2 protein-coding genes are annotated in these 4063 nt (G+C 56.4%); one reads left to right on the top strand and one right to left on the bottom strand.

Annotated elements, in window-relative coordinates; genetic code table 11:
- Nucleotides 1-152: 152 nt before the first annotated feature.
- Nucleotides 153-1685: a leucyl aminopeptidase family protein gene (locus tag L1D47_RS20290; RefSeq protein ID WP_239886578.1), complete on the bottom strand. Its 1533-nt coding sequence runs from the start codon at nucleotides 1683-1685 to the stop codon at nucleotides 153-155.
- A gap of 426 nt (nucleotides 1686-2111) precedes the next feature.
- Here L1D47_RS20290 and L1D47_RS20285 point away from each other — a divergent pair, with 426 nt between their 5' ends.
- Nucleotides 2112-3572 carry an aminoacyl-histidine dipeptidase gene (locus tag L1D47_RS20285; protein ID WP_239886577.1) on the top strand — a complete coding sequence of 487 codons (1461 nt, stop codon included), beginning with the start codon at nucleotides 2112-2114 and terminating at the stop codon, nucleotides 3570-3572.
- Nucleotides 3573-4063 lie beyond the last annotated feature (491 nt).

Here is a 4063-nt window from a genome sequence, read left to right as displayed (position 1 = left end):
CCTTCAAAATGTAATTTTACCACATCAAAACCCCATTGCGAGGCGGGGCGAGATCACGCTTTTAACCCTATTGTGATCCGACAACAAAAAGGGGCAAGCCTATGCTTGCCCCGGTCAAATTTTGCGCCCAGCTAGGCTAGGGTCTGCTTGGTTCAGCCGCGGATCAGCTGACACAAACTGACAAGTGGCGCCGCGGTAGGCGTGCCATAAAGCGGGTCACCCTCGGTGGCGCTACCGGCAATATCCACATGGGTGTAGGCCAGCGGCTTGTCGCTCGTCAGTCCATGGGCCTCAAGCCCTGAGGCTTTCAGCAGGAAGGCCGCCGGATACTGGTGTCCCCTTGCCGTCACCGACGAAGGCGCGTTATTAGATGACAACAGATCCGCCGCGCCAGAGGGATCGACAATCTTCTGATAGTCGTCGCGGCGCAGGCGTGACACCTCTATCGGCTCGCCCCAGGCCTCACTGATCCCTTGCAGGCTGTCGCCTACCTGCTGCTGCCGTGCCACAGCATTTTCGACCACGGCGGTATAACCACCGTAGGCCCGCACCACATGGCCGGTGAGGGTAGCCACCGAGAACAACTGAGGCGCCACCGCCTCCTGGGCCTTGAGCCTGAGGTGCGACAGGAGATCGGCCAGCACCAGGCGACCCTCGGCGTCAGTGTTGCCTATGCGCACCCGCACACCGGCGTGGCTGGTGATGATCTCATCGGTCACGAAGGCCTCGCTGCCGATGCTGTTGCGCACCAGGCCGAGCTCGGCAACCACACGCACTCCCTTGGGTTTTAGCATCGCCAGCGTCTTCATCAGGCCGGCAACCGCGGCCGCGCCGCCCTTGTCCCGGCTCATCCCGGCCATGGCACCGCCCACCTTAAGGTCGGCTCCGCCCGTGTCATATACCACGCCCTTACCGGCAAAGAAGTAGCTGCGCTCGATAGGCCCCTCGGCTTTGTACTCTAGCTTAACCACTCTAGGCTGATGTCTGGAGACGGCAAAGGAGGCGCGCCCCACGGCGCTCAGCAGCGGATAGTCGCGCTCGAGTACGTCTCTGTCTTCCACCACTGACATAGTTAGGCCAAGCCCTTGCAGCCCATCGACACAGTATTGGGCGAAGGCAGGGGCCGACATACGCTCGGGCTCGGTGCCGCAAAGGTCACGCGCCAAATGCTTGCCCGCCTCGATGGCGCTAAGCAGCTCGGCCGCCTTCTCATCTACCAGCAGACCGATCTGTGAGATGTTGTCCATCTCGCCAAGGGCCTCGCGGCGCTCCAGCGACTGCCACAACGCCTGGGCACAGCCCAGCGCGGCGACGCCCATAGATTGCTGATACCTTGCCTGAGTCGATGGCGTGACGATCAGCAGTGGACGTCTGGCGCCCGCATCGAAGGCCACCTTTATCCCCTGACGGGCGGCGTCGCTATATCCACGAACATCCTGTATATCACTGTCGCTGTCGACGACTGGCGCGACAATCAGGCGCCCCCCGGCCAGCCCGGGAGCAAATAATAATGTGGTCGAGCGCCCTACCCTGGCATCCACCTGGGCACCATGGCTGGCCAACATGGCCAGCTCCTCCTGGGCAATGGCCTCTATGCCATGGGTCACTATGACCACGGCATCCCACGCGTTATCGTCAAAAATGGCTTCTGAATCTGTTACATCTATAAATTGAACCCCAATCATGCCTCATCCTTTTCATCTAGCAGTTTTTCGGTCTTAGCCGAATCGATTGGCACCCACAAATCATGTAGTGCCCCTACCTATGACAGATCTTTGCCTGTCTATCGTAATGATCAACCTTACCCACGAATACGATAGCCTGTTGCAAATTCTGTGGCCAGTCACCCATATGTTGAGGGCTGGGCTAAGGGCATGTCAGGCAAGGCTTAATCGTCGTGAGAGTTGGCATTATTCTCCTATCTGGCGCCAATGCCAAATGAAAATATTGATGCCGTGCCTCAAGGTGGCAACTAAATATGACACTCGAGCATCAGGATGCTCTGTCTCCTGGTTGCCACTCCTCATGGCAAATGCCCCCGCCTGCCTAGAGTCTATGATAGACTATCGCCAAATTAGACCTCAAAGACCTTTATTACAGAGGAGTTGTCCGTGAGCACATTAAGTCAATTGCAACCTCAGGCACTTTGGCAGTGGTTTGAACAGATCTGCGCCATTCCCCACCCTTCTAAGCATGAGCAGGCGCTAAGCCAATACATCCAAAACTGGGCCAAAGACAAACAACTCAGCGTTGTCGAAGACAAGGTCGGTAACCTGATCATCAAGAAGCCTGCGACTCCAGGCATGGAAAACCGCAAGGTCGTTGCCCTGCAGGCCCATATCGACATGGTGCCGCAGAAAAACGCCGACAAGGTGCACGACTTTGAAAAAGATCCCATCGAAGCCTATGTAGACGGCGACTGGGTCAAGGCCAAGGGCACCACGCTCGGCTCTGACAACGGCATCGGCATGGCGTCGGCCCTGGCGATTCTCGGCAGCGACGACATCCCTCACGGCCCACTGGAAGTCTTACTGACCATAGATGAAGAAGCAGGCATGACAGGCGCCTTTGGCCTGGAAGCCGGTTACCTGGACGCCGAGATCCTGATCAACACAGACTCAGAGCAGGAAGGCGAGATCTACATGGGCTGCGCCGGTGGCGTCGATGCTCAGATCACTGTGCCTATGGTATGGCAGGCGGCCGAGCCGAGCCTATCGACCTACACCCTCACCCTATCGGGGCTTAAGGGCGGTCACTCAGGGGTGAACATTCACCTGGGTCGTGGTAATGCCAACAAGCTGTTAGCGCGCTTCCTGTTTAACCATGCCGACGAGTTGGCCCTGGAGCTCACCAACTTCAGTGGTGGTTCACTGCGTAACGCCATCCCACGTGAGGCCAGCGTCAGCTTCATGCTGCCAAGCGAAAACCTGCCACGCCTCGAGGCCCTGATGCAGGAGTACACGGCGCTGATTTGTCAGGAACTGGCCATCGCCGACCCTGACATGCTGCTGACCCTAAGCGAGATTCCGGCCGCCACTCAGGTGATGAGCGAAGCCACTCAGCAGACCCTTATCGACCTGCTGCACGCCTGCCCTAACGGCGTGATGCGTATGAGTGATGAGATCCAAGGCGTAACCGAGACCTCGCTAAACGTTGGCGTGATCACCACTGAAGGCGAATCGGTAAGCATCCTCTGCCTCATCCGCTCCTTAATCGACTCGGGCCGCGAAGAGGTCGAAGGCTACCTGACCGCCCTGAGTAACCTGGCTGGTGCCGAGGTGGAGTTCAGCGGCGCATACCCAGGCTGGAAGCCAAACAGCAGCTCACCTGTAATGGCGATTGTGAAAGACACCTACGAGTCTATCTACAACAAGGAACCGGTTATCATGGTGATCCACGCGGGTCTGGAGTGCGGCCTATTCAAGAAGCCCTACCCAGAGATGGATATGGTCTCTATTGGCCCCACCATCCGCTTCCCACACAGCCCAGACGAGATGGTGTTAATCGAGACCGTCGACCAATACTGGAAGCTACTCCTCGCCGTGCTGGAACGTATTCCTGAAAAAGCGTAAAAGGTCATTGATAAGAAAAGGCGTCTAACAAGACGCCTTTTTTATTGGCATTATTTAGGGATCCTGGCTCCGCCGTCCAAATATAGCGTGGTAAATAAATTTACTCTGACCCCACTTATCAAGGCGAAGCCGTAACGGAAAAGGTGTCGCCTTGCCTGACCTTGTCATCCTTTACTATTTAGAAAACACTTCTGTAGTGTCGGCTGCGGTTCTTTCGACAGCCGCCATGACACATTGATGTTCGTGCGACCTGAGGTCGTATGAAGCGTTGTTCACCGCTTAACGAGTGAACCATCTGTATCACCAGATGAACCTACGAGCCTGAATAAAGCAGCGGCTCGGACAATGTAACGAAACTTGGCCGTTAGGCTGAGTGGGAAAAGAATCGTGAGAGGACGTTCCTCCTGAAAACCACAATTCGGGTAAGTGCTAGGTAGTCAGTATGATGAACGTATGTGAATCCATTCAAGGTGCGTTATATGATGAAGCAG

This window comes from Shewanella sp. Isolate7 (assembly GCF_022398425.1).
GTDB lineage: Bacteria > Pseudomonadota > Gammaproteobacteria > Enterobacterales > Shewanellaceae > Shewanella.
The sequence above is the reverse complement of the archived record's forward strand: the minus strand, read 5'-3'. Positions and strand labels throughout refer to the sequence as shown.